A 24,412-nucleotide genomic window follows, 5' to 3' on the forward strand; every position below is an offset into this window, starting at 1 on the left:
AAGCATGATTAATAATTCGGCATTGATTGATAAAACAATAGCGTTTGTAAAAGAAACCCTTAAAAATACAGAGGGCGGGCACGACTGGTGGCATATTCACCGGGTTTGGACCAATGCAAAGCTGATTGCAAAAACAGAGCAATGTAACCTGCTCATTGTTGAGCTTGCTGCTTTACTGCATGATATTGCCGATAGCAAATTTCATAATGGCGATGAAGAGATTGGCCCCAAAACAGCCGGCGACTTTTTAAAAAACATTAATGCTGATGCGGATACGGTAGAGCACGTTCAGCAGATCATCAGGCACATGTCGTTCAAATCAGGCTTTGATAAAGCTTCGTTTCGATCTAAAGAAATGGAAATTGTACAGGATGCCGACCGCCTTGATGCGCTTGGTGCAATAGGAATAGCAAGGGCATTTAGTTATGGTGGTTTTAAAGGCCGGGAGATTTACGATCCTGAAATAAAACCCAACCTGAACATGACCAAGGAGCAATATAAAAATAGCACCGCGCCTACCATTAACCACTTTTACGAGAAACTGCTGCTGCTTAAAGATAAAATGAACACCCCAACAGGTAAAGCATTAGCCAATCAGCGTCATGCCTTTATGCTGGCCTACCTTGATCAGTTTTATTCGGAGTGTTAAAAAACTAACCTTACTTTTGCAGGTAGATATTAAAAGCATGAAACCAATAACAGAGCAAAAGCTGGTTAATAAAAACATCAACCCAACAGCGATGCGCATTTTGGTTTTAAACTTGCTTTTAGAACAAAATGCCGCTATCAGCCTCACTGATATTGAAAAGGGCCTTGCCCCTGCCGATAGGATCACCATATACCGCACGCTAAAAACTTTTGAAGAAAAGGGCCTGGCTCATGTAATTGATGATGGTACAGGCTCGCCCAAATACGCTCTTTGCCATGATGACTGCGATGCCAATGAGCACCACGATATGCATGTGCACTTTTACTGCATTACCTGTAAAGAAACCTTTTGTCTGCCCAACTCAAAAATCCCTGATATTTCATTACCCGGTGGCTTCAGCTCTATGGAGATGAACCTACTGGTAAAAGGCATCTGCCAAACCTGCCAGCATTAATGCAATTCCATTGCATTGTTTAAAGTCCTTACTTTGTAAAAATAAATTAAGCTTATAGCTTTGCTATTTTCATTAAATACTCATTAATAGCAGATAAACAAAACTAAATGGCTATATGCTTGTAAAGTAATCTGATACACTTTTAAATTAATATTATTTAGACAAGTCTAAATTTATTATTAGATTTACTTAAAATTTAAGATTGTGTGCTTCAGTCTTTATCTACAAGCAACATTCACTTAAAATTGATAAGCTAATTTGTTACCCAACTAAAATGAAAAAAAACTTACTCCTCTTTATTATAATAAGCAGCACTATAAAAATGGCTGCCGCCCAGGATACCGTTAAGCAGGAACGCTTTAGCTTCCACTTTCAGCAAACTATTATAACGCAGTATAAACCAGCTTTCAGTGCTGATTATAGCGGATTGAACAGTTTATCACCCCGTTCAGAAACGCAAAGCTCCATAACTTCAACTTTTTTTGGAGCCGCACGTTTATGGAAAGGTGCTGAATTTTATTTTAACCCCGAGATCTCAGGTGGCGCCGGTTTAAGCAAAACATTAGGTGTTGCCGGTTTCCCAAATGGCGAAACCTTCAGGGTTGGGAGTGCCGAGCCAAAAATTTATATTGCCCGCCTCTATTTTAAGCAAAACTTTGAGTGGGGTACTGAAAAGGACACCATTGCACCCGATGCCAATGTTTTAGGCGGATTAAAAAGCAAACGTTACTTCTCAGTAGCTGCGGGTAAATTTGGTATGGCCGATTTTTTTGATGGCAATAATTTTAGCCATGATCCGCGTGGGCAGTTCATGAACTGGGCCTTGATGGATAACGGTGCCTGGGATTATCCAGCCAATACCCGCGGTTACACCATTGGTGTATATACCGAATTAGGACAACCCACCTGGACACTCCGCTTTGCCCTTACTATGGTGGTTACCAAGGCCAACTCATCCATCTGGGATTCAAAAATTGCTAAAGCCAATACCCAAACGCTGGAGTACGAAAAGCGCTATGATATTGACGGACAAAAAGGAACCTTACGACTCTTAGGTTTCCGTAACAATGGCAAATTTGGTAATTATAACTTAGCTGTTGCGCAGAATCCAACGGCCCCAAATGTAGATACCACACAGGCTTATGGCCGCCACAAATACGGTTTCGGTATTAATGCTGATCAATATTTAAGTAAAGATTTTGGCGTGTTTGCAAAAGCAAGCTGGAACGACGGCCATACCGAAACATGGTTTTTTACCGAGATTGACCGCTCCATTACTTTTGGCGGTGTACTAAAAGGCACCAAATGGAAACGCGATGATGATGAGCTGGGCTTAGCGTTTATTGGCAATGGCCTGTCGGGCCCGCACCGCAATTACCTGGCAGCAGGTGGTTATGGCTTTTTAATTGGTGATGGCAAACTAAACTATGCACCCGAAATGATAGCCGAAGTATATTATAAGATAGATGCTTTCCAAAAGAAATTTTTTATCACGCCCGATTATCAATTTATCCTGAACCCGGCTTATAATAAAGACCGTGGGCCGGTAAATGTATTCTCGATAAGAGCACATGTGGAGTTTTAGGTATTTTGAGCATTCGCCCGGCAATGCCGGGTGAATGTATATTCTGCTAAGTATTTATTAACCTTTTACAATTTTTATAGTCCAACCTAAAATATTTAATGTAAAACCCGTTAATTAGTACCATGAAGAAGTTTATTATCGCCATATTATTTATCATCATAGCCGGCACGGCAAACACCTTTGCGCAAAGTACTATCAGCCGATCAACCATAACATTCCACATAAAAAACATGGGAATAGGTACCAGCGGAACATTTAGTGGTTTACAGGCCAGCGTTAATTTTAATCCTGCCGATCTGGCCAAAAGCACCATCGATGCTTCGGTAGAAACCAGTACGCTTAACTCTAATAACTCAAGCCGCGATGAGCATTTAAAAAGCGAAGACTTTTTTGACATTGCCAAATACCCTAAGATCACCTTAAAATCAGTTTCATTTACCCATAAAAGCGGTGATAATTATACGGGCAAGTTTAACCTTACCATAAAAGATAAAACCAAGCTGATAGATATGCCATTTACCTATGTTCAAAAGGACAATAAAATTGCATTTAAAGGCACCTTTAAAATAAACAGGCTTGATTATGGTATTGGCGGCAACAGTTTAATATTGGCAGACCAGGCCACTATTGATATTGATGCAGAGGCAACCAAATAAATTGTTTGGATTGGCATAAGACAATAAGCACACTATCGCCCTAAAAAAGCATCCTTAACAATTTAATAACTATGTGCCGATTGCCAAACACTACGCACTAATCGTAACTTTACAAGTATGAAACTCAGGATACTTGTATTAATAAACGCAGCGGCGGTTGCTATTACCCTATCGGCCGTTAACTTCTATTTTCAGCATAGCTGGTATGGCGTGCTAATCACCTTTACGGTTACCATAATTACCAGCTTTTTAGTTTTCTATTACCTGATAGAAAAATATGTGTACTCAAAAATAAAGCTCATTTATAAGCTGATCCATAACCTAAAGTTAGGCCGCGATCTGCGCGATGCTTTGGGCGAACACGTAAGTGCCGATCCTATTAACGATGTGGAGCACGAGGTAAAAGAATGGGCCCGGGAAAAGAAAAGCGAGATTGACGAACTGCGCAAACAGGAAAAGTTTCGCCGCGATTTTTTATCCAATATCTCGCACGAATTTAAAACACCCCTTTTTGCCATACAAGGCTATATTGAAGCCGTACAAGACGATGACCTGGAGGATAAGGACATGGCCCGCCAGTTTTTAGCCAAAGCCTCAAAAAATGTTGACCGGCTAAGCTACCTGATCAAGGATCTGGACGAAATTTCGAAACTTGAATCAGGCGAGATCCCCATCAACCTTACCCGTTTTAAAATAAACGACCTGATAAAGGAGGTTTTTGAGTCGTTAGAGATCAAGGCTAAACAACATAACATTAAATTAATATTCAAACAGAAGTACGACGAGCCGCTTTTGGTAAACGCCGACCGCGAAAAGATCCGCCAGGTGTTGGTTAACCTTATTGACAACTCTTTTAAATACGGAAACGAGGAGGGCAGCACATCCGTTAGCCTGTTTGAACTGCACGACCAGGTATTGGTTGAGGTGACAGATAATGGCATCGGGATAGAAGAGAAATACCTTCCACGCCTGTTTGAGCGCTTTTTCAGGACAGATTCCAGCCGTTCAAGGCAAATAGGCGGCTCGGGTTTAGGGCTTGCCATTGTAAAGCATATTGTGGAGGCCCATGAGCAAACTATTAACGTGCGCAGTACCGAAGGATTAGGCTCAACTTTTGGCTTTACTTTACAGCGATCAAAGCAAACTTTACATTTGCCTAACATACCTGTTCTAAAAAGTTAACATTAACTTAACATTGCTAAGTTATCTTTGTCCAAATACCCGAAAAAAATGTCATTAAACAGCATCTTTCAATACTTTGTACCTAAAGACAAAAAGATATTTTTCCCCTTATTTGAACAGGCCGCTGCCAATGTGGTAACAATGGCAACTATATTGGTTGAAGCTGTTAATACCGATAACTCAACTACCCGCGAAGAACTATTTAAACAAATAGATAAATTAGAAAATAAAGGCGACGAAATAACCCACCAGGTATACCTTGAATTGGGTAAAAACTTTATTACCCCGTTTGACCGCGAGGATATACATGCCCTGGCATCAGCAATTGATGATGTTGCCGATTATATACAAGGTGCTGCAAACAGGATGAGCCTGTACCGCATTGATGATTATAACGAGCACATCCGCAAGCTATCTGATCTAACCTTGCAGGCAAGCATTGATCTTGAAAAAGCAGTTAAGGAATTAAAGGACCTTAAAAACGTACGCAACATTGCCGATTCATGCATCAGGATAAACAGCGTTGAGAACCAAGCCGATTATGTTTTTGACCGTGCCGTTGCCGATCTTTTTTTATACGAGAAAGATGCTATCCGCCTGATAAAATACAAAGAGATATTATCGGCATTGGAAACAGCTACTGATATGTGCGAGGATGCAGCCGACGTTATGGAATCAATTTTAGTTAAAAACGCATAACGCTAAATGATTACACCTGTACTTATTGTTGTGGTTTGCCTTGCACTGATATTTGACTATACCAATGGCTTTCACGATGCAGCTAACTCTATAGCCACAATTGTATCAACCAAGGTATTAACGCCATTTCAGGCGGTTATGTGGGCTGCATTCTTTAACTTTTTAGTATACTTTTTTGCCAAAGAATATAAGGTAGCCGATACCGTATCAAAAATTGTGGTTGAGCATTATGTTACGCTTAATGTAATACTTGCCGGCCTTATTGCCGCCATTACCTGGAATTTGGCCACCTGGTGGTTCGGTATCCCTTCAAGTTCATCGCATACACTTATTGGCGGTTTTGCAGGTGCGGGTATAACCAATGCTTTATATATGGGTGTTAACGGCCTTAATGCAGTTAATATGCACTACATACTTACCATATTGGCTTACATAGTGCTGGCACCCTTCATCGGTTTGTTTATATCCTATGTTATAACTGTATTGATCTTACATATATGTAAGCGCGCAAGGCCCGCCACTGCCGAACGCTGGTTTAAAAGGCTGCAGCTGGTTTCGTCTGCCGCACTAAGCTATGCACATGGTGGTAACGATGCACAAAAGGTAATGGGCATACTTTACGTAGCCTTGTTTACAGCACATATTATTAAAAGCGGTGCACCTATGCCAAACTGGATCCCCCTTTCCTGTTATTCGGCAATTGCGTTGGGCACCATGTCTGGCGGGTGGAAAATAGTTAAAACAATGGGGTCAAGGATCACAAAAATAACCCCGCTTGAAGGTGTAAGTGCTGAAACAGCCGGTGCTTTAACCTTGTTCTTCACTCAAAAATTTGGTATCCCGGTTTCAACAACCCATACTACTACTGGTGCTATAATTGGTGTTGGCTTAACCAAAAGGTTATCAGCCGTACGCTGGGGCTTAACCATAAATATACTTTGGGCCTGGATAATTACCATCCCGGTATCTGCCTTAATTGCAGCAGGCACGTTTGCTTTATTAAGGGTTGTGTTATAGTATTATAATTAACACAACGCTTGGCGTACATTATTCTTTAATATTTTTTCTGCCGGAATTTTCTTTTCTTTGACTGAAGAAATTATTGACCTCATGAAAAAATTATTATTGCTGATCCCCGCTTTTGTAATATTGCTTACGCTTTCAAGCTCTGCACAAATTTCAGACCTGGATATGAACAAGGGCCTTAAGCAAGCCTTACAGCAAGGTGTTTCAAAAAGTGCTGATCAGCTTTCGGCTGTTAACGGCTTTTTTGGTAATGCAGCTATAAAAATATTGTTTCCGCCGCAGGCGCAAAAAGCCGAAAAAACCTTACGCCGTATTGGCTTGGGTAAGCTTTGCGATAACGTGATCCTGTCGTTAAACCGCGCTGCCGAAGATGCCGCCAAACAAGCAAAACCCATATTTATTGATGCCATTAAACACATGACACTGGAGGATGTATCAAATATTTTATTAGGCGGACAGGATGCCGCTACCCAATATTTTAGACGGACCACCACGCCGCAACTTACCGCATCATTTACCCCGGTTGTAAAAGGAAGCCTTGATAAGGTAGGCGCAACCAAATACTATGGCGATGCTGCAAACGAGTACAATAAAATTCCGTTTGTAAGTAAAATGAACCCCGATATTAATGCCTATGTAACCCAAAAGGCAATTGATGGGTTATTTTATGAGATAGCTTTAGAGGAACTTAACATCCGTAAAAACATTGGTGCCCGCTCAACCCCGCTTTTGCAAAAGGTATTTGCTTTTGCTGATAAGAATAAATAGTTGATTACTCCTTTGCGTATAATCTATTCGTTGCCACGAGTTACGCAGCACAAAACTCGCGGAAGCTTAGAAAATAGGTTTTTCAGGCTATTGTATAACTTATAAACCTATTTCCCGAACTTTATTTTCAGGATAATTTTTTCGGGCTTGCCGCTGGTACTGGCCGCCCAGTCGGGGCCGCTGTTTATCAGGTCTACCGCTTTTTGATCGGTTAATGGGCTCAGGCCCTTAATAACTTTAATATCGCTTATATTACCGCTGTTGCTCACCATAAATGACAGCTTAACTATACCGCTTTTACCATCTGGCGATATTGCTTTTTCTTTCAGGTATTTTTTGAAGCTTACCCAGCCATCCTGCGGGCGGGCATCTTTATCCACGGCATAATCATCATTGCTTTTTGAGCTGTAACCCGAAACCACAACTTCACTTAACGAACCGATGTTAGGCACCATTGCTATCGTTTTTAACGAATCGCGGTTACTGGCCGTTAGCTTAATTGGCTGGTAACCTATGTATGCAATAAGTAGTTTGGCTTTGCTGCTATCAGCCGGCAGGCTAAAATAACCGTTCTCGTCAGTAAGCGTACCCGCAGCTTTACCCTGTATCTTTACCGAAACCCCGGTTAAAGGCATGCCATCATCCTTACCAATAATTCTACCCCTTATGCGTCCATTGCCTGGGGCCGAAAATATACTTTCCTTAACTGCCACTCCGGCAACCCTGCCTTGTAATTGCCTGCTTATTCCGGTATCTGTTTTAGCTATAACATCTTTTTTCTTTGCTTCCATCCCCATCACAACCATTTCGTCCATTGGGGTGCTTTTAGCGGTATCTGTCTTCGCATCACTATTCCTGTTGCTGGCAAATATATTATCAGCCACTAAATTAGCTGTTGCATTTTTAGGCGATACAATAGGTTTCTTATCCGTGCTATTTACTATTGCTTTTTGAGGCGCGGCAGGAATTACAGCCAATGTGCTGCTATCCGTTTTAGGTACCATAGCAACAGGAACATTAAGCCGGGCCCTTATTTCGGGTTTAACAATCGCGGCCATTTTAGGGGGCGGCGTATTTTTATTATTCGCCAGCCATAACCAGCCAACGGTAAACAGCACTAATATGGATGCTGCAATGGCAATTACCCGGAATGGAATAACACGGGCCGGCCTGCTTTCAACCCTTTGCTGCAAGCGTTTGCTAAGCTCATCCAACTGCGGCTGGCTATCAGCACCGCTATGCCCATAGCCTTCAAGGGCATCCATCAAAAACGGATCGCTTTGCGCGCGCCTTTCCAGCTGGTGCATAGCAAGGGCATCAAGCTCTCCGTTCAGATACTTCCTTATCAGCAATATGTCGGTTTCTTTTTTACTCACTAACTTTTTCAAGGCAGATTTTAAGGTTCCGCTTCCCGTTTTGAATATAACTTTTCACATCGTTAAGGCTAAATCCGGTAACTTCGGTTATTTCTTTATAACACTTCTCATCTAAATAAAACAAGCTCACACTTTGTTTTTGGTTACCGGGCAATTTATCCATGCAATTATCCAGCGCTTTCATCGCTTCCTCGCGGTTGTTTTCATCAGGATGCAAAAGCGGGGTAAATTCCATAAAATCATCCAGGTTTACCATCTCCATCTTTTTGCCGGCCCTTAATTGCATTAAACAGTAATTACGGCTCAAAACATACAGCCAGCTTTTAAAATGTTTAATATCATGTTGCTTAACCTTTACAATCAGCTCTTCAAATATGGCCATAACGGCATCTTTAGCCTGCTCCGCATCATTCAGGTACTTTAAGCAAACTCCATAAACCAAAGGCATTTGTTTTTCATATAAACGGCCCAAAATGGCCAGGTCACCGCTTTCGCGATAGCTGGTGAGCAGTTTTTCATCAGCTGCATCAGTGGGTTTATTTGGTTTATAAAAAAGGCTCATTATGGGGCGGCTAAAATAATTTTTTTAACTGGCTTATGGAAATCAAGTTATTACAGAAAAACCAACTGCAAATTATATAAATAGCCGCTTTTATATAAAGATAATATTTCCTTCATTTTAACAGATATTCCTTTAAGGCTATGCCTTATTTTCAAAAATGGCAACAAAATTCAATCATCACAAAACCTATTGCACAACGCATGTATTGTGTTGATAATAAAGGATATAAACCGCTTTTTGTAACGGAAATGTTACAAATAATATTGCATCAAAAACCTACTTTTAAAACAATTATTTTAACCGGTAATTTGAAACTTAAACGTTATGTGCAAACTTATAGTAATTGATGATAACCCAACAGATCACTATATTATGCAACGCTTACTGCATAATAATTGCAATTGCAGGCAAGCTACTTACACCTTTGATGGCCGCTTAATTTTAGATTACCTGGAAGAAAATAAAGAATCAGGTACCATGCCCGATCTGATCTTTCTGGATTTAGATATGCCGCAGCTAACCGGATGGGAGTTTTTAGAACAGTTGGAAACCTTTAATGCCGACGCTAATAAAAATGTGCGTGTACACATCATGAGTTCATCAATCCGCACAGCTGATCTTTACCAGTCGAAAAAATATGCCTGTGTTAATTCCTTTTTAACCAAGCCCCTGTCAAAAGACCTGGTTAACCAGGTTTGTGAGCAGGCACGCCCTATAAGGCCACAACCGTTAGACGTAGCTTCCTGACCTGTTAGCGCGATCAATACCGATTTGCACATCTGCACATTATTAGCTTATTTTTACAGCTATAATGGCCATCCGTAATAAAATATACTTTGCTTCCGATTTTCATTTAGGCACCGGCACTTATGCCAGCAGCAGGCAGCGCGAAGACCGCTTGGTACGCTGGCTTGACATGATAAAAACAGATGCCGCCGAAGTTTTTTTGATGGGCGATGTTTTTGATTTTTGGTTTGAGTATAAAACGGTGGTACCTAAAGGATACGTCCGCTTTTTGGGCAAGCTGGCCGAGCTATCCGACTCGGGCATAAAGCTTACTTTTTTTAAAGGCAACCACGATATGTGGATGTTTGATTATTTTGAACGCGAGCTTGGCGCAACCATTATAAGCAATGAGTTAGAGATTGAGCGCAACGGCAAAAAGTTTTACCTGCACCACGGCGATGGATTAGGCCCAGGCGATACTTTTTACAAGTTTTTAAAACGATTTTTCAGGAGTGGATTTTGTCAGTGGCTGTTTGCACGTATCCACCCGAACTTTGGGGTAGGGCTGGCCAACTACTGGTCGTCAAACAGCAGGATAGCCAACGAAAAAAAGGAAGATCATAAACCCGGCGAGCAGGAATGGCTGGTTATTTTTTGTAACGATTTGCTTAAATCCCATTTTTACGATTACCTGGTTTTTGGCCACCGCCACAAACCGCTTGATATTGCCCTCAACAACAAAAGCCGCTACATTAACCTTGGCGAATGGGTGCATGCATCCAGCTATGCCGTTTTTGATGGCGAAGATATACAGCTGCATTACTTTGAGAAATAATGTTTGCTTTAATCACCCCTCAATAAAATCAGCGCACATTCTTCAGCAAGCATTTCAAAGCTTCAAATAATTTCTATAACTTTCGCTTTGAATAAACTTTATCATCGTGTTAGTTAAAACTTTTGGGAGCGCGGTTTACGGGATCGAAGCTATCACAATCACCATTGAAGTAAATATTTTGCCGGATACTAAGTCCTTTTGGTAGGCCTGTCTAAATAAAATATAATAATGATACCAGCTAAATATATTCCATTGATCTTGGGGATTTTACTTATAAGCTCATTTATCGCAACAGCACAAGATTCCGTTCGTTATATTAAAAACAATGACAAAACAGTTGGTATTCAAATTTCAAGGTCAGAGTTTGACAAAAGAGTATCAAAGTACATTAATTTAATGAGCAAATGGACAGACTTTCAAGCAAATGATTATATAGAAATGGTACGACTATATAATACCATCGGCGATTCAGATTTAATACAAACAGATTACTATCGAATGTATTATCACGTGTTTACAGTAATGTATCTCCAGCGTGCACATCTGATATTAGATCTACACTTGATGAAAGGCATGTCGTTGTATTCTAAAAAGTATAACATTTGGATTGGTGATAGACCATATGGTAACAACAATAGCATTTTCAAAATCGATACGTTAAAATGATGTTAGTTTCTTGGATTAGTAGAATGCTACTTCGAGAACTGGTACACAAAAAGTATAATAAAGGTGTATTTTTTAGAAATGGTGGTGCTGATATTAATATCTTAAACACAGAAAATGGCACAGCATTTCAAAGCTTCAAATAATTTCTATAACTTTCGCTTTGAATAAACTTTATCATCGTGTTAGTTAAAACTTTTGGGAGCGCGGTTTACGGGATCGAAGCTATCACAATCACCATTGAAGTAAATATTTTGCCGGGTACCAAATACTTTGTAGTTGGCCTGGCTGATACCGCCATAAAGGAAAGCTATTTCCGGATTGAATCGGCTTTAAAAAGTTGCAATTTCCGGATGCCGCGCCAGCAGGTGGTGGTTAATATGGCCCCTGCCGATATTCGTAAAGAAGGCTCGGCTTATGATCTCACCATAGCGATGGGGGTACTGGCAGCATCGGGCCAGATAGAAAATGAGCACCTTGATAAATACCTGATAATGGGCGAGCTTTCGCTTGATGGTAGCCTGCAACCCATAAAAGGGGCCTTGCCCATTGCCATACAGGCACGCAAGGAGGGTTACAAAGGTTTTATACTACCCAAACAAAATGCCCGCGAAGCTGCCATTGTAAATGAGCTTGAAGTTTATGGCGTTGAAAGTATCAAAGAGGTGGTTGACTTTTTTAACGGTACCGCCCAGCTTACCGCCGAAGTAGTAAATACCCGCGACGAATTTTTTAAAAGCCTTACCGCATATGACAGCGATTTTAGCGAGGTACGCGGACAGGAAAACATAAAGCGCGCGCTTGAAATTGCCGCCGCAGGAGGGCATAATGTGATCCTGATCGGTCCGCCGGGGGCGGGTAAAACCATGCTGGCGCGCAGGCTGCCATCTATTTTGCCACCCTTGAGTTTATACGAATCGTTAGAAACTACCAAGATCCATTCTGTTGCCGGCAAACTGGCTGCGGCTGATGCTTTGGTTACTACCCGGCCGTTCCGCTCGCCTCACCATACTATTAGTGACGTAGCCTTGGTTGGTGGTGGAAGCAACCCGCAGCCCGGCGAAATATCCCTGGCCCATAACGGCGTATTGTTTTTGGATGAATTGCCTGAGTTTAAACGCAGCGCCCTTGAAGTAATGCGCCAGCCTTTGGAAGAGCGGCGGGTAACTATATCACGCGCTAAGTTTACCATTGATTACCCGAGCAGTTTTATGCTGATAGCCAGCATGAACCCCTGCCCCTGCGGTTATTTTAATCACCCAGAGAAGGAATGTATTTGTCCGCCGGGTGTGGTGCAGAAATATTTGAGCAAGATCTCGGGCCCGCTGCTTGATCGTATCGACTTGCATGTTGAGGTTACCCCCGTAAATTTTAACGAACTGGCATCAGACCGCCTTGCCGAGAGAAGTGAGTTTATCCGCGACAGGGTGATCAAAGCCCGCGACATACAGGCCCAACGTTTCGGCAACAAGCCCGACCTGCATGCCAACGCCCAGATGAGCCCGCAGATGGTACGCGATATTTGTAAAATAAGCGAAGCCGGACAAAACCTGCTAAAAAGAGCGATGGAAAAACTTGGCCTATCTGCACGGGCATACGACCGTATCCTGAAAGTTTCCCGGACCATTGCCGATCTTGCAGGCAGCGATGAGATCCAGTTAGAACATTTAGCCGAAGCCATTAATTTCAGAAGCCTGGATAGAGAGGGTTGGGCGGGGTAAAGACAACTACTAATTGCCACACAAGCTGGTGCTGTAAATATTCCTATATAACTCTATATAAAAAACCATGAACGATTTTTTGAATAGAATTAAAGAAAAGACTCAAAATTTATCCCTCGAACATCTTATATTATTTTGTAATCTAAACTGTGAGAAGATGCTTGAAGGATATCTTCTTTTTTCAGAAAAAGAAGAATGGGGAGATATTACTTTTTTTCAAGATACAATAAAAGAAATTTATGAGCAGCTGATAAAAAAAAATAAGCAACTTGATTACATAAAAACTCGTGAAAAATTACTGGTTAATTCTCCTGATCTTGAGGAGTTCAACAGTGTCATCGCATCATACGCTTTTGACACATGTTGTACATTTGACGAGTTAATTCAATTTCTAATAACATTAGATAAAGAACATGTGTTAAACAACTCTCAATATTGCATTAATACAGTTGATATGTTCGTTCAGCAAAAAGAAGGAATAACCTATGTAGAACTTAATAAAATACAAGACTTGGAAAGCATTATCGAACAAGACTTGTTTATGCAAAAAGAAAAAAACAGGCAATTGTTATTACTTAATGAAATTAGTAAAATAGATATTATTAATATGGAGGTATTGGAATCTTTGAAAAACCTAAACGCTAGTTTTGATTCTTTGGTTGATTACGATATGTTGTTTTAATAGTTGGTAGCACCTGCTCCCGCGAGCTTGCAACACTTTGTTAGCATAGGAAAGCTTAAGTATAATAGAAAAATCATTTATATAGTCAGTTTTTCCCTTTAGATAGAAGAACTCTATTATGAAATTATTAATTAACAGGTAGTTAAGCAATATTATTACTCAAATAAGCATATTTCTAAACTTGAATAAACCATTGTAGTACATAAATATGAAAAAGAATATAGGATAATAGTTAGAGCATTTAGCCGAAGCCATTAATTTCAGAAGCTTGGGCAGAGAGGGTTGGGCGGGGTAGTATTTGCTATAATAGTAGTACTCTTTATATACTAATCATTTGTAATATCCATATGACAAAGACAATTTCAAAAAATATTTACTTAGGCTTTATTTTTCTTTCAACCGCCTGTATTCCGAAATTTTCGTGTGATAAGTTGGCCGAAGACTTTAAGAATAATAAAACGTTTAATCTGGTTTTGCACAAGAAATATAATAATTATAACAGCAGGGACGCATACCTCTACGGATCTGACATACAGACCGGCTATGATACAGAATTTTATGATGGAACGGGCTACATAGCCCATAATCTCGATAAATTCATAGTCTGCGATACTCTAATTAAAAAGGCAGGACAGTACTCAATAATAATAAAGAGGGGTAGCAAAACTATCCTCCTTCCTTTTTCGTGCGTAGATAAGGTTTACAAAGACAGCATTTAGTAATAAAAATCCAAAATAGTTCTGAGTTTTTAAAATATCCATAAAACTAACATGATAAAAAAGATGAGGTACCAAATACTCTTTTGCATATTTCTTATATTATCTTCATGCACTTTAACAACTAATTACATTAATCGAAAAGAGGACATTCATGATGGAAAAACCAAATTGTTCCAATTCTACAATTTAGTTCAAAGTAAAAACTTTGATGATTTAGATAACATGGTAAGCGATTCGTTAAAGAAGTTGACAGATTCAAAAACTATAAGTCGTATGGCAAAAACGACATTTGACAAAATGGGGCCCTATCAAGACTTCGTAATTAGCAATACATTTACTGTAAGGCGAGAATCCGGTACATCTTCCGAAACCCTGTACAGGTTCGCAATCAAGGCAGTGTATGAAAAAGGCAGTAGAAATGAAGAGATAGACTTCATAAAGAATAACAATTCGGCTATAAAAATCACAACTTACATTATTCCGTTTTAACCCGCTACCGCAAACTTGCAACTCGTGGTTAGCATAGTAAACCTTTCAACTTAACCATTTTTAAGTTTACCAATAAATTATCAAAAGCTAAGCGGCTATTGCTATTGGTTATTACATTTGCAGCCACCAATTTAAAAGGTGCGCATACTAACAAATGGAGCATATACTTGATAACCCTGCCTACAACGCCTTAACATCGGGCAATAAAAACTTAGCTAACGGCACCGAGCATGCTAAGTATTTCGACAGGGAGGTATCGCCGTTTGTTGCGGTAAGGGAACCATCGCAGGCAAACTTTCAAAGCCTGTATGATTGCATTCCGTATGCCGGTTATTTTGCATTGGTTAGTCCAACTGAAATAAACATCCCGGCACCCTGGGCAGTTGTACGCGATATAAAAGTATTCCAGATGATATTTGAAGGTAATGCGCCTGCTATAACCGGCAAGGAGGAACTTGTGCCTTTAAATGAGCAGCATGTACCTGCTATGCTGACCCTCACCAAATTAACCAATCCGGGGCCGTTTGCTGCTAAAACCATCCATTTCGGTAACTATAAAGGCATATTTAAAAACGACGAATTAGTAGCCATGACCGGGCAAAGAATGCACCCCTTTGCGTACACCGAGATCAGCGCCGTTTGTACCCATCCCAATTACCTGGGTAATGGTTATGCCAAACAACTCATCACCGATCAGATCAATGATATAAAAGCCGCCGCCGGCATCCCCATCCTGCATGTGTTAACGGCTAATGAGCGGGCCATTAAGGTTTACCAATCCTTAGGTTTTGCCATCCGCAGGGAGCTTATTATTTATACCATCCAAAAAAACTAACTCAAAGTACTTCAGCGTTCAGGCTATCTGCCATAAAAATTAAAAATTTATTTAATTTACTGTCGCGAAGTGCGTTGCGGCTCCGTAATACCTGTAAACCAATTATTGCTTTACCCGTAAGGCCTTGTGTTATATTAAATCAAAAACATGAAAACGAAACCTGTTATTGTTTTATTTGTTGTAGCTTGTTTAAGCTGCATAATGCTATCCTGCAAAAAAGATCAAAACACAAACAAGACAATGGTACAACTTACCGCACAGAATAACGGCAAAACAGAAACCCTTGCAAAGGGCCAGGTATTTACCGTAAACTTAGGTAACCCCGGTGATGGCGGCTACGCGTTTGATGCACCGGTGTTTGATACCAACGTATTAAGTATAAGCAACCATGTGCACACCCCATCAACCACCAATGCCATTGGCGATTTTGGTACCGATACCTGGACCTTCGCCGCAATAAAGACAGGCACCACTACCCTAACAGTAACTGCCACCCGCCCTTTTGATAAAACCAGTACGGTTAAAATATTCAACGGCACGTTCACTGTTTATTAAACCAGCCATTCTCGCAAGCCCTTTATTTCGCCATCTGCAATTTGGGCAGTCAAATAAATGTCATCTAATTTTTATTAATTGGTATATCGGGAAAATCCGATATACCTTTGTACTATGGATCAGGTAGACATTTTTAAAGCACTGTCAAACAAAACCCGTTTACAGATTTTAAACTGGTTAAAAGACCCCGGAGAAAACTTTCCGGAACAGTTAGCAGTAGGCTTTACCGATGGCGTATGCGTTGGGCAAATCCAGGTAAAAGCCGGTTTAACACAATCAACCGTATCCGAATACTTAGCGATGCTGCAGCGCGCCGGCCTGGTTATATCAACCCGCAAAGGGCAGTGGACCTATTATAAAAGAAACGAGGAAGCCTTTGCTGCCCTTAGCCATCTTATTCAATCAGAAATATAAATATTAAACAGATAAATATGAATACTGACGTTTTATTCAGGCCGTTCAGCCTGAAATCATTAAATATAAAAAACCGCATTGTAATGGCGCCTATGACGCGCTCATTTTCGCCGGGTGGTGTTCCAACTGCTGAAGTTGCTGCTTACTACCGTAAACGTGCCGAAGGCGAAGTTGGCCTGATCTTATCTGAAGGTACGGTGATTGACCGTGTTTCTTCATCAAATGATGCCAATATCCCTCATTTTTATGGCGAGCAGGCATTGGGCGGGTGGCAAAATGTAATTGATGGCGTGCATGCTGCCGGTGGCCAGATGGGCCCGCAGATATGGCACATGGGTATTATGGATAACCACCATTCAGGCTGGGTACCATCACAACCCTTTGAAGGACCATCAGACCTGAACAGGCCCGGCTTTAGTAACGGCAAGGCCATGACGGAAGCTGATATTGCCGATACGATTGCCGCTTTTGGCCGTGCTGCCGCTGATGCAAAAAGATTAGGCTTTGATTGTGTTGAAATTCATGGGGCACATGGCTACCTTATCGACCAGTTTTTTTGGGATGCTACCAATAACCGCACCGATATTTATGGTGGTAAAACCTTAGCCCAACGCAGCCGTTTTGCTATTGAGGTAATTAAAGAAGTACGCAAACAGGTTGGCGAAGATTTTGCCATCATTATCCGCTTATCACAATGGAAACAGGCTGATTATACTTTACAAATGGCCAAAACCCCAGCCGAAATGGAAGCATGGTTAAACCCGATGGCTGATGCCGGGGTTGATATTTTCCATTGTTCACAACGCCGTTTTTACGATCCGGAGTTTGAAGGTTCAGACCTTAACTTTGCGGGCTGGGCTAAAAAGATAACCGGTAGAGCAACCATATCAGTAGGCTCAATAGGCTTAAGCGGCGACTTTTTTACTGCTTTTGCCGGTGAAAGTTCAGAGGTAAGATCATTAGATGAGTTGATCCGCCGTATGGATCGTGGCGATTTTGATCTGGCTGCTGTTGGCCGTCCGCTATTGTCAGATCCAAATTGGGTACAAAAGATCCACGAAAACCGCACCAGCGAATTAAAAGGATTTACTAAAGAGGCCCTTGCTAAATTAGTGCTTGCATAAGTAAACTATTATAACAAAAAGCCCTGCTGAGGATAAAAACTTAGCAGGGCTTTTTATTATTCTGTGATCACCAAAACCATTTCCTGCTTTGCGGCTAAGGCAATGCTTTTTAAGCTCACCTTGCCATTTACCAAAGTCAATCCGTTTAAGGTTTCATATTGCCGCGTAGCGGGATTAAAGGATTGCCCCTTTACCGCTTTAGCCGTACCCGTAAATGAAATAGGGCTAATAATTTTTTCATCGGTATTGTTAAGCAGGTAAATAAAATATTTATTGCCGCATTTAACACCATAGCTTTCTATTTGGCTGGCAGTTACTGTAAACGGCTCAAAGCTTCCTTTCCCGGCCTTCAGCATTTGGTCGCTTATCTGGCGTACCCCGTTAAAATATGGGGTCATACCACGTGTATCAAAAAGCTCCCACCACCAGGTCATGGGTAAAAGCGGTGTGGGGCTAAAAAGGCCATACCATAATCCGCGTTTATAATCGTAATCAAACCCTTCGCCGTATTGCGGGTTGTCATCTTCCCACCTAAAGCCAAATTCACCAACCACATAAGGCTTGTTATAGTAATGTATATAGTCAGGGTAAATAGCAGGAATTTTTTCGGTATGCTTATAAATATGTTTCTGGTTAAAATCAATATAAGCCAGTGAATTCATGCCGATTATGTCCCTGTGCGATACACTGGTGGTAACCATGTGGCGGTAAGGGTCAATATCCTTTAGGTAGCGGCTCATTTCATCGTGCCACTGCACAATTGCACTATGCGGAATAATAATGCTGTCAGCGGCGTTAAACGCGGCGTTATCAATCTCGTTAAAAAACTCAAAGGCGGCAATATTAGTACTGTAACCCCAGCGCGCAATTACATAGCGCAGCTTGTTTTTGTACTTGTCGCGGGCACTGCGCATCGTAAAAAAGTCAACCGGCGTTTTAGCCGGGCCGCCATTTAATACGTTATAGGGGCTGTTTTTCCAGCCGCCGGCTTCCATCAGGTGGCCGTGCCAGTCCAAGGTCAGCATAAAATATAAGCCCAATGAGTCAGTAAGGTTTACTAACTCATCCATCCGCTTAATAGCCCCGGGGTTAAAGTATTTATCTGTATTTGTGTAGCGTTTGGTATGGTCAACCTTTTGCCACTCCAAAGGCATATTCCAGTAACACATCCAGGTGCGGAAAAAATTAGCCCCGTTTTTTGCGAGTGTAGGCAAAAGGTAATCATAGGTCCACTTCGGGTCCTCGAATGATCGCGACTCCCATCCAACGTTTTCGCCAATGCCCCTAAACAATTGCCCGTTATCAAACTTAAAGGTCCAAAAAGAGTTTTTGTGCAAAAATCCAGGCTTTGAGGACGGTGCTGCTACAAAGTACCCGGCTGCGGATGTAGCCTCCCCTTTTATATTGTGAACACTGAATGTGTAGCTATATTTCCCGGTTTCCTGCGGTGTAAAACGGGCTTTCCATAAAGCCGAAGTTGTATCGCCATTTTCGTAATAACAAGGCAGTACTATTGGTTTTCCCGACGGTGAGGTAAGCAAAAGGTTTAAAGTAATATCTTTTTGATCGTATGGGTTAATGTATGCCGCTGATACTTTTATATCCCACTCTGCTTTTTCATATACTTTTACACTTCTGCTTAATAGTTTAAATCCGTTTATTTTTGGCTGCGCATGCAAACAAAGGCTGCTAAATAAACCTATTAAAAAGCAGGCAGTTATAATTGGTAATTTCATTGGTTTGATAAAATTAAGAAAAATAATTACAGCATTAAGTAAAGTAGGCTCAACATTATGCCTGCAATTACCGTTTACAAAAACATAGGGTATCAGATATTATAAAACAGTTTAAACGAAAAATATTTAACTAATAAATTATTTGTTTTTTTTATGAAGAATATATAGTTTCACGTATCAATATGCCCATGAATAACCCCGATAAAAAGATCATTATTTTTGACGATGATGAAGACATCCTATCTATCTGCAGTTTTATTTTAGAAGAGCAAGGGTGGACTGTTTTTGCCTATACCGATTGCAATAATATTATTGAAAGGGTAGCAGCCATTATGCCCAGTGTAATATTAATGGATAACTGGATACCTGATGATGGCGGTATAATTGCCACGCAAACGCTTAAAAAGAATGACGAGCTTAAAAACATACCGGTAATTTATTTTTCGGCCAATAGCGATATTGAGCTGCTTGCAGGCCATGCGGGTGCCGAAACATACTTGGCCAAACCATTTGACCTGGAAGAGCTGGAACGCGTAATAAATACAGTATTATTACCCGCTGGGAAATAACCTGATTTAAAAAAAATTATAATAGTAAAAGGGCCTTGATTTAAAATCAAGGCCCTTTTTATGTACTGTATTTGTTTTAGTTTATGGTTGGACCGCCGCCAAAACCGCCGCCGCCAGGGCCGCCCGGACCATCGCCACGGCCACCGCCGCCGCCATCTCTTCTGAAACCACGTGTTGCCGGATCTTGTGTTGGTGCTTTACCTGCAAATTTCTGTAAGCGCAGGGTAAAGGTTGCCAGGTAATAACGTGCAAGTCTGTTAACATGTGTTTGTGTTACTGAACTTGCAGTGGTTGTTGATGAGAAACCGGTATTTTCATTAAACAAATCATACGCTGCAATACGGAAGGTACCGCGATGATCTTTCATAAACCTGCGCTCCACATACATGTTCAGCGTGTTGGGGTTGGTTACCTTTACGCTTGATGCATAACCATAGTTGTTAGCTTTTGAGTAATCGTAGCTTACAGTCCAGTCGCCAAAGTAGTTTTTACCATTAACGCCGATGTTCCATGTCCTTAAATTCGAAATTCCATCCACAAGGGGATTTTGTACCGAGTTACTGGTTCTGTTTATTACATAGTTGGTAATAAACTGCGCATCAACCTTATCAGTAATATCAACCCTGAAACGAACCTCGGGCGTTAAGGCCAAGTTTTTTGCAACGTTCTTTTCGGTAGTTGATGTATAGGTTGTTGAATCAATGTTGGTTAAATAACCTATGTTGTTGGTATAGGTAACGGTACCATTTAAGGTTAATGAGAATTTACGGTTTTCCCACGGTTTAATGTAGTTAACACGTGCTGATGTGGTATAATAACCATCGGCATTGGTGTATTGCGTTAAAATCGTATTCTGGAATCTTGGGTCTAACAAATACCTGCGCGGGTAGGTAATGGTATTGGTAACCACCTGGTTTTGGATTGATTGATAGCTTAAGTTAGCAAAAAACACATCGCCGGTAGCAAAGCTAAAGTTGTTATACCTTATTGATATGTTATTGGTAAACTGTGGTTTCAGGTTTGGATTACCCTCAACCGGGTATAATGCGTTTGAAAAATCAACAACGGGCTGCAGCTGTGCAAAAGTTGGCTGGGTGCTTGAACCGTTATAGTTTACACTAAATGATTTGCTTCGTGAAAAGTTATAGATAAACCTTGCAGTAGGGATAACGTTAAAGGTTGACACATGGGTGGTAACACCTGTTGTAGGCGAATCACCATCCAATACTGCCGGCTGAAAGCCAACACCTACTGTATAGTTATATTTCTTTTGAACAAAGCGATAGTTTAAACCAACTTTGTTGGTAGTAAAACTATAATTGTAACGGGTGCTTAACGCGCTATCACTCCTGAAGGTGTAGTTAGCGGCATCGTATAAAGTATCCGTTTCCTTATTGTTTGTTGTGTTTGATCGGTTAAAGGCGTAGTTTAATTCTAAGTATGAGAATTTACCAAGCGGCTGTAAGAATGATAAATTAACACCATAGCTGGTTGTGCGGCTATCGGTATTTATTACCTGGTTTAACGGTGCTGTTGGTACACCAATAGTATAATTGTAGGTTGGGTTTTGATACGAATCGCTTTTGCCCGAGCTTACTGTTGCATTGATGCTTAAGTTACGGCGGTGCTTAAATTTATGATTATATAAAGCGATAACTCCATAAGTTGGCGCCTGCGAATCGCCATTGGTAAGCGAAGTATAGGCTGAGCTTACTGCATTGTTGCGCAAAAAGGTATTGTCTTCAAAATCATTGGTATTGGTACCCGCGTATGAAAAAGTTGGGGTAACCTTTAAATAGTTTGAGGTATCGGGCTTATACTCCATGTTCCAGGTAAATCGGTGGTTGATATTCTCATCCTTTTCGTTAGTATTTTGCTGCTGCTGGGTAGGATTAGTTGGAGATGTATTTTGCTGCAAAATGTTGTTTACTGTATTTACTGTATTATCGGCAAAGCTATAGCTTCCATAAACGGATAGTTTTTTACCCCACTGATCGCGAAAGTTAATACCTATTGAGTGTGCATCAGTGATACCATTTTGTGTTGTGGTAAGGCTACCACTGTTACCGCCTGCTGCTCCACGACCGGCATTACCCCTGCCGCCACCGCCGCCGAAACCGCCGCCGCCACCTGCAGTGCTACCAAACGAAAACGTGTTTACGTTGGTATTGTTAATGCTTCCTAAAACAGCTATCTGCTGGTCGCCATTAAATTTAAATGCATTTATTGAACCTATATAACGGTTTTTATCGGCTATGCCCTGGCTTTGCGGTAAGGCATCTTCACCATCACCAACGGTTGCCTGACCAAAATAGCCGTAGTTTTTATCTTTACGGATTGTAATGTTCATGATCTTATCAGGCTCACCGGTTTTAACACCTGTTAAGTTGGCCTGATCGCCATAGTCATCAATCATCTGGATGTTTTCAATTACATCGGCAGGCAGGTTTTTGGTTGCGCTTTGTACGTCGCCGCCCATAAAATCTTTACCGTTTATACGCACCTTGGTAACCTGTTTACCCTGTGTGGTAATGTTACCATTAACGTCAACATCAACACCCGGCAGTTTTTTGATCAGATCCTCGGCAGGTGCATTTTCACGAACCTTGTAGGCACTGGCCTGGTATTGAACAGTATCTTCCTTTATAACTACCGGTACAGAACCAACAATGGTAACCGTATTCAGCATGTTTGATTGTATTTTAAGTACAACGTTACCCAGATCGGCAGCGTTATTGGTATTATCAAGCGTAAAATGTTTTCTTAAGGCCTGGTAGCCTATTGAGGTAATAGTAACGGTTAATTTAGTACCCTTTATACCCTGAAAGGAAAATTTACCATTAATATCTGCAATACTAATCGTGCTGTCGCCCTTGTCAGATATTAGTTTGACGTTGGCCGATGGTACGGTTTGTTTTGTAGAATCAATAATAGTTCCATGCACTTCCCGGCCGCTTTGCGCGAATGAATAAGTAATGGTTAAAAGAAAAATTGTTAAGGCGGTTAGTAGTGATTTCATTGTGATTTTAATGTACGTATTATTTTTGAATAATATATAGACATAATTCAATCACAAATGTTCAATTAAAAAGCCGCTAATTAATTAATAATCATAGCATTGTTACACATAAACAGGTTTGTTACATATAAAAGAAAAAGCCCCCGGTTTTAGCCGGGAGCTTTTATTATATAAAAAGAATATGAATCTTAAATATTAGTTGGCCGATATATGTAATGCTTTAGCAACTGCGTTAAAGTTTTTAAGGTTTAAGTTTGGATTGGTAGCACTTAATGTAGTGATTCCGCTTCCAGAAATTACAACCACCCTGAAATCAATACCGCTTGCCTGTGTAAAGTTTGCTTTAAGATCGATGTAACCAACACCGTAATCAGAAAGATCAATAGTATTACCCAGTTCGGCATAAGGTAAAGCATACCAGCCACCTGTTGAACCTGTGTTTCTTAAGTAAACCAATACTGTACCTTCATCAACTATGCTTTGCGTAATTGCAGGGATAGAAAATTTAGTTAAGCCGGCTACAAAAACACCTTTGTTTAACAGTAAGTAGTTTTGAACGTTTGCGTTACCTGCTGCACCTGTAGCTCCAGTTGCGCCTGTTGCTCCGGTAGCACCTGTAGCTCCGGCTGCGCCAGTAGCACCCTGTGCACCTGTTGCGCCTTGCGGTCCTGCTGGGCCGGTAGCACCTGTTGCACCGGTAGCCCCTGTTGCGCCATTAGTTCCATTGGTACCATTAGCACCTGCGGCTCCTGTAGCACCCGTTGCACCTTTAGCTCCGGTAGCACCTGTTGCGCCAGCCGCTCCAGTGGCACCTGTTGCGCCTTGCGGTCCGGCAGCTCCGGTTGCACCCGTTGCACCCTGAGCACCTGTTGCGCCGGTAGCACCTGTTGCGCCAGCGGCTCCGGTATCACCTTTTGGTCCTTGCGGGCCGGTAGCTCCTGTTGCGCCTGTTGCTCCGGTATCACCTTTTGGTCCTTGCGGGCCGGTAGCTCCTGTTGCGCCTGTTGCACCCGTTGCGCCTGTTGCGCCAGTATCACCTTTGGGTCCTTGCGGGCCGGTAGCTCCGGTTGCGCCGGCAGCACCTGTTGCGCCAGTAGCACCTGTTGCGCCAGTAGCACCTGTTGCGCCAGCAGCTCCGGTATCACCTTTTGGTCCTTGCGGGCCAACTGGTCCGCCTGCAGGGCCTTGTGGTCCTGTTGCACCAGTAGCGCCGGTTGCGCCAGTGGCTCCGGTTGCACCTGTTGCCCCGGTATCGCCCTTAGGCCCGGCGGTTTTGTCTTTTTTACAAGCAGTGATGCTTAAAAAACTTATGAATAAAATAGGTAATAAAAGTCTGGTTGTTTTCATATTCACGTATGATATTTTGTT

At 41.4% G+C, this 24,412-nt stretch carries 24 protein-coding genes; 19 read left to right on the plus strand and 5 right to left on the minus strand.

The annotated features are described in order from the left end of the window. The first annotated feature begins 4 nt into the window (after positions 1-4). The 8 genes from ACQY4U_RS01665 to ACQY4U_RS01700 all read left to right on the plus strand — a co-directional run bounded on the left by ACQY4U_RS01665 (position 5) and on the right by ACQY4U_RS01700 (position 7,019). Positions 5-649: an HD domain-containing protein gene (locus tag ACQY4U_RS01665; RefSeq protein ID WP_428327620.1), complete on the plus strand. Its 645-nt coding sequence runs from the start codon at positions 5-7 to the stop codon at positions 647-649. A gap of 37 nt (positions 650-686) precedes the next feature. Continuing rightward, positions 687-1,103 (plus strand): Fur family transcriptional regulator, encoded by a 417-nt coding sequence (locus ACQY4U_RS01670; protein WP_428327621.1) that lies wholly within the window; start codon positions 687-689, stop codon positions 1,101-1,103. A gap of 274 nt (positions 1,104-1,377) precedes the next feature. Next, positions 1,378-2,688 carry a carbohydrate porin gene (locus ACQY4U_RS01675; RefSeq protein ID WP_428327622.1) on the plus strand — a complete coding sequence of 437 codons (1,311 nt, stop codon included), beginning with the start codon at positions 1,378-1,380 and terminating at the stop codon, positions 2,686-2,688. Between the two features lie 122 nt (positions 2,689-2,810). Continuing rightward, positions 2,811-3,344: a YceI family protein gene (locus ACQY4U_RS01680; RefSeq protein WP_428327623.1), complete on the plus strand. Its 534-nt coding sequence runs from the start codon at positions 2,811-2,813 to the stop codon at positions 3,342-3,344. Positions 3,345-3,461: 117 nt separating this feature from the next. Further along, positions 3,462-4,526 (plus strand): sensor histidine kinase, encoded by a 1,065-nt coding sequence (locus tag ACQY4U_RS01685; protein WP_428327624.1) that lies wholly within the window; start codon positions 3,462-3,464, stop codon positions 4,524-4,526. A gap of 48 nt (positions 4,527-4,574) precedes the next feature. Continuing rightward, positions 4,575-5,225, plus strand: coding sequence for a DUF47 domain-containing protein (locus ACQY4U_RS01690; RefSeq protein ID WP_428327625.1), 651 nt, complete (start codon positions 4,575-4,577; stop codon positions 5,223-5,225). A 6-nt stretch (positions 5,226-5,231) separates the two neighbouring features. After that, positions 5,232-6,242: an anion permease gene (locus ACQY4U_RS01695; protein WP_428327626.1), complete on the plus strand. Its 1,011-nt coding sequence runs from the start codon at positions 5,232-5,234 to the stop codon at positions 6,240-6,242. 93 nt (positions 6,243-6,335) lie between these two features. Continuing rightward, entirely contained in the window at positions 6,336-7,019 is a 684-nt protein-coding gene (locus tag ACQY4U_RS01700) for a DUF4197 domain-containing protein (RefSeq protein WP_428327627.1), read from the plus strand. A gap of 107 nt (positions 7,020-7,126) precedes the next feature. Here ACQY4U_RS01700 and ACQY4U_RS01705 read toward each other — a convergent pair whose 3' ends face one another. Then, positions 7,127-8,407, minus strand: coding sequence for a carboxypeptidase-like regulatory domain-containing protein (locus tag ACQY4U_RS01705; protein WP_428327628.1), 1,281 nt, complete (start codon positions 8,405-8,407; stop codon positions 7,127-7,129). Beyond that, positions 8,388-8,957, minus strand: coding sequence for an RNA polymerase sigma factor (locus ACQY4U_RS01710; RefSeq protein ID WP_428327629.1), 570 nt, complete (start codon positions 8,955-8,957; stop codon positions 8,388-8,390). Before ACQY4U_RS01710 ends, ACQY4U_RS01705 begins: the two co-directional genes overlap by 20 nt. 324 nt (positions 8,958-9,281) lie before the next feature. On the opposite strand from ACQY4U_RS01710, the gene ACQY4U_RS01715 reads away from it, so the two are divergent. From ACQY4U_RS01715 to ACQY4U_RS01760, 10 genes are all read left to right on the plus strand, one after another. Beyond that, positions 9,282-9,704 (plus strand): response regulator, encoded by a 423-nt coding sequence (locus tag ACQY4U_RS01715; RefSeq protein WP_428327631.1) that lies wholly within the window; start codon positions 9,282-9,284, stop codon positions 9,702-9,704. Between the two features lie 64 nt (positions 9,705-9,768). After that, positions 9,769-10,518: a UDP-2,3-diacylglucosamine diphosphatase gene (locus ACQY4U_RS01720; RefSeq protein WP_428327632.1), complete on the plus strand. Its 750-nt coding sequence runs from the start codon at positions 9,769-9,771 to the stop codon at positions 10,516-10,518. A gap of 228 nt (positions 10,519-10,746) precedes the next feature. Continuing rightward, on the plus strand, positions 10,747-11,184 hold the full coding sequence (locus ACQY4U_RS01725; RefSeq protein WP_428327633.1) for a hypothetical protein: 438 nt from the start codon (positions 10,747-10,749) through the stop codon (positions 11,182-11,184). A gap of 179 nt (positions 11,185-11,363) precedes the next feature. Further along, complete coding sequence (locus ACQY4U_RS01730; RefSeq protein ID WP_428327634.1) at positions 11,364-12,902, plus strand: YifB family Mg chelatase-like AAA ATPase; 1,539 nt, start codon at positions 11,364-11,366, stop codon at positions 12,900-12,902. 67 nt (positions 12,903-12,969) lie between these two features. Then, positions 12,970-13,584, plus strand: coding sequence for a DUF416 family protein (locus ACQY4U_RS01735; RefSeq protein ID WP_428327635.1), 615 nt, complete (start codon positions 12,970-12,972; stop codon positions 13,582-13,584). A 770-nt stretch (positions 13,585-14,354) separates the two neighbouring features. Then, positions 14,355-14,792, plus strand: coding sequence for a hypothetical protein (locus tag ACQY4U_RS01740; RefSeq protein ID WP_428327636.1), 438 nt, complete (start codon positions 14,355-14,357; stop codon positions 14,790-14,792). Between the two features lie 154 nt (positions 14,793-14,946). Further along, entirely contained in the window at positions 14,947-15,627 is a 681-nt protein-coding gene (locus tag ACQY4U_RS01745; RefSeq protein ID WP_428327637.1) for a GNAT family N-acetyltransferase, read from the plus strand. A 147-nt stretch (positions 15,628-15,774) separates the two neighbouring features. Then, positions 15,775-16,182, plus strand: coding sequence for a protease inhibitor I42 family protein (locus ACQY4U_RS01750; protein WP_428327638.1), 408 nt, complete (start codon positions 15,775-15,777; stop codon positions 16,180-16,182). Positions 16,183-16,296: 114 nt separating this feature from the next. Next, positions 16,297-16,596 (plus strand): ArsR/SmtB family transcription factor, encoded by a 300-nt coding sequence (locus ACQY4U_RS01755; protein ID WP_428327639.1) that lies wholly within the window; start codon positions 16,297-16,299, stop codon positions 16,594-16,596. A 17-nt stretch (positions 16,597-16,613) separates the two neighbouring features. Beyond that, positions 16,614-17,720: an NADH:flavin oxidoreductase gene (locus tag ACQY4U_RS01760; RefSeq protein ID WP_428327640.1), complete on the plus strand. Its 1,107-nt coding sequence runs from the start codon at positions 16,614-16,616 to the stop codon at positions 17,718-17,720. A gap of 56 nt (positions 17,721-17,776) precedes the next feature. Here the strand turns inward: ACQY4U_RS01760 and ACQY4U_RS01765 are convergent, their stop codons facing one another. After that, positions 17,777-19,456 carry a DUF5060 domain-containing protein gene (locus ACQY4U_RS01765; protein ID WP_428327641.1) on the minus strand — a complete coding sequence of 560 codons (1,680 nt, stop codon included), beginning with the start codon at positions 19,454-19,456 and terminating at the stop codon, positions 17,777-17,779. Between the two features lie 182 nt (positions 19,457-19,638). Between ACQY4U_RS01765 and ACQY4U_RS01770 the strand changes: the two genes are divergently transcribed. Then, positions 19,639-20,025: a response regulator gene (locus ACQY4U_RS01770; protein WP_428327642.1), complete on the plus strand. Its 387-nt coding sequence runs from the start codon at positions 19,639-19,641 to the stop codon at positions 20,023-20,025. A gap of 76 nt (positions 20,026-20,101) precedes the next feature. On the opposite strand, the gene ACQY4U_RS01775 is transcribed toward ACQY4U_RS01770, so the two are convergent. Together ACQY4U_RS01775 and ACQY4U_RS01780 are read right to left on the minus strand one after the other, a co-directional pair. Beyond that, on the minus strand, positions 20,102-23,044 hold the full coding sequence (locus ACQY4U_RS01775) for an outer membrane beta-barrel protein (protein WP_428327643.1): 2,943 nt from the start codon (positions 23,042-23,044) through the stop codon (positions 20,102-20,104). Between the two features lie 195 nt (positions 23,045-23,239). Beyond that, the gene (locus tag ACQY4U_RS01780) at positions 23,240-24,391 is read right to left on the minus strand and encodes a hypothetical protein (protein ID WP_428327644.1); all 1,152 of its coding nucleotides are present in this window, start codon (positions 24,389-24,391) and stop codon (positions 23,240-23,242) included. Between the last annotated feature and the right edge of the window lie 21 nt (positions 24,392-24,412).

Origin of the sequence: Mucilaginibacter sp. (assembly GCF_965277465.1) — a bacterium.
Lineage (GTDB): Bacteria > Bacteroidota > Bacteroidia > Sphingobacteriales > Sphingobacteriaceae > Mucilaginibacter.